Annotated in this window: 1 protein-coding gene; it reads left to right on the top strand. The window is 60.6% G+C overall.

The features are described from left to right. Positions 1-281 precede the first annotated feature (281 nt). Positions 282-2096, top strand: coding sequence for a patatin-like phospholipase family protein (locus WA989_RS00755; RefSeq protein ID WP_424338624.1), 1815 nt, complete (start codon positions 282-284; stop codon positions 2094-2096). The last annotated feature ends 3 nt before the right edge of the window (positions 2097-2099 follow it).

Raw genomic sequence — 2099 nt, 5'->3', positions numbered from 1 at the left:
GATCAGAGCCGCCGCGCGCCGCATTAGCGGTCTTTTCACGCAATTCGCCGACAAGTGTTTCCATGGCGCGGCGGTTGGCGGAAAATTTCGTCCCGGCCGTATCGAGCTTGGTTTTCAGTACGGGCATTTGCCCTCCCTTGGACTGTTTCTTGCAGCACTATCGCCGCAAAGAGGTAATGTCATCCCGAACTATGGTCATGTTCAAATCCATACGTCCCTCAAGCCACACAAAAGCGGGAAAGGCCTTTTCAGATGGCCCTGGGAACAGCACATTTGGTGATATGAGTCTTGATATTGCTCCAACCCTGAGATCCATCCCATTTCTGGGAGATGTCCCAAAGCGCGCGCTGAAAGCCGCGGGGCGCGAGGCGCGCTGGTTTTCACTGCCGGCAGGCTGGGAACTGTTCAAGACCGGCGACATAGCAAGTTCCATCTACTTCGTCCTGTCAGGATCGCTCGGCGCCTTCCGCACAACACCTGACGGGCGCAGCGACTTTATCGGACATATCCGCGCCGGCGAGCCGGTTGGCGAGATGGCACTGTTCGAAGGCTCGATCGACGAGGATGGCGACGGGATCGCCGACAATGCCCCGCATACAAGTTCTGTCTATGCGCTGCGCGATACTGAAATCCTGGAAATCTCGCGCGCCGGCTTTGACAGGATCATCAAGGCAGAACCCGAAATCCTGAATTCCATGATCCGGCTGATGCTGACGCGTCTGCGCGAGGGCCGCAAACCCAATCGCCGCAATGCGCCCAAAGTGTTCGCCCTGGTCGCTACCTCGCCGACGATCGATCTCTCGCTGCGCGCCAAGGCCATCAAGCGATCCCTCGACAAGCTGGGGCTCAAATCCCGCATCGTTTCGGAAACCGAAGGCGACGAAAAACCTGCGTCTTTCTTCGACAAGCTGGAGGCCGAGAACGATGTCGTGATGCTGACATCCTCTGTCGGCGGCTCTGCCTGGTACAGGCTGTCCATCCGGCAGGCCGACAGGATCTGGGTCGTTGGACGCGCCGATGCGCGCCCCTCTATTCCGCTGATGCCGCCAGACGGCTCACCGGCAAAATCATTAAAGCTGATCGATGTTCTTCTCCTTCATCATGGCTCTGAGCGCCGGGTTTCCCAGCCTGTGGAATGGCTGGATGCCGCCGGCGCTGCGCGGGCCTTTCACTGGCATGGCATGGATGAAGCCGATTGCGCGCGCCTCGCGCGGATCATGGCAGGCCGCTCGGTCGGGCTCGTCCTGTCCGGCGGCGGAGCCCGCGCCTATGCCCATATCGGCGTTGTGCGCGCTTTCAGGGAAGCGAACATACCGATCGATTTCGTTGGCGGCGCCTCCATGGGCGCTGTGGTGGCGGGCTGCGTCGCGATGGGCTGGAATGATGAAGAGATCGACATGCGGATCCGCAAGGCCTTCGTGGAGTCCAATCCGCTCGGCGACTTCAACCTGCCCGTCGTCGCCATGGTTCGCGGCAAGCGGGTCAACCGCCGCCTTCAGGAGCATTTCGGCGAGGCCGACATCTGCGACCTCGCCATTCCGTTCTTTGCGGTCTCCACCAATCTGACGGATGGCACATACCGCATCCATAGGCGCGGCTCATTGAGGAAGGCCCTGCGGGCGACGATCTCGCTGCCGGGCATTCTGCCGCCTGTCATTGATGATGGAGAAGTGCTGGTCGATGGCGCCGTGCTCAACAATTTCCCGACCGATGTGATGCGCGAACTTCATCGCGGCATCGTCGTTGGCTCTGACGTCGCGCGCGCGCCTCAAGGCCTGAAAGCCGAAGACTTCACCAATCCGCCCGGATTTTTGCGCTGGGTGTGGAAGAATGGCTTCTCGGCCGCCCCGCCGATTGCCGGGCTACTCATGCGGTCTGCGACCGTCAGCGTGAACCCGATTGCCGGGCGGGAGCTCGTCGACATGCTGGTTCTGCCCGATCTTCGCGACATCGAGCTGAGGGACTGGGAAGCCTACGAAGAGGCCGTTGAAGCCGGCTATAAGGCGGCCCAGGCAGCGATCCAGTCCGGCAGCCTTCATGAGTATTGTTTCGGGCCTTCGAATGAAGTCCCGAGCGTTCAGATGGAGAAGGTCTAGCAA

Source organism: Henriciella sp. (genome assembly GCF_049649345.1).
In the GTDB taxonomy this organism is placed as follows: Bacteria; Pseudomonadota; Alphaproteobacteria; order Caulobacterales; family Hyphomonadaceae; genus Henriciella.
The sequence above is the reverse complement of the archived record's forward strand: the minus strand, read 5'-3'. Positions and strand labels throughout refer to the sequence as shown.

Bases quoted from the DNA above. Each gene is read 5' to 3' on its own strand.
- WA989_RS00755 (WP_424338624.1), top strand. From the start codon at position 282: ATGAGTCTTGATATTGCTCCAACCCTGAGATCCATCCCATTTCTGGGA.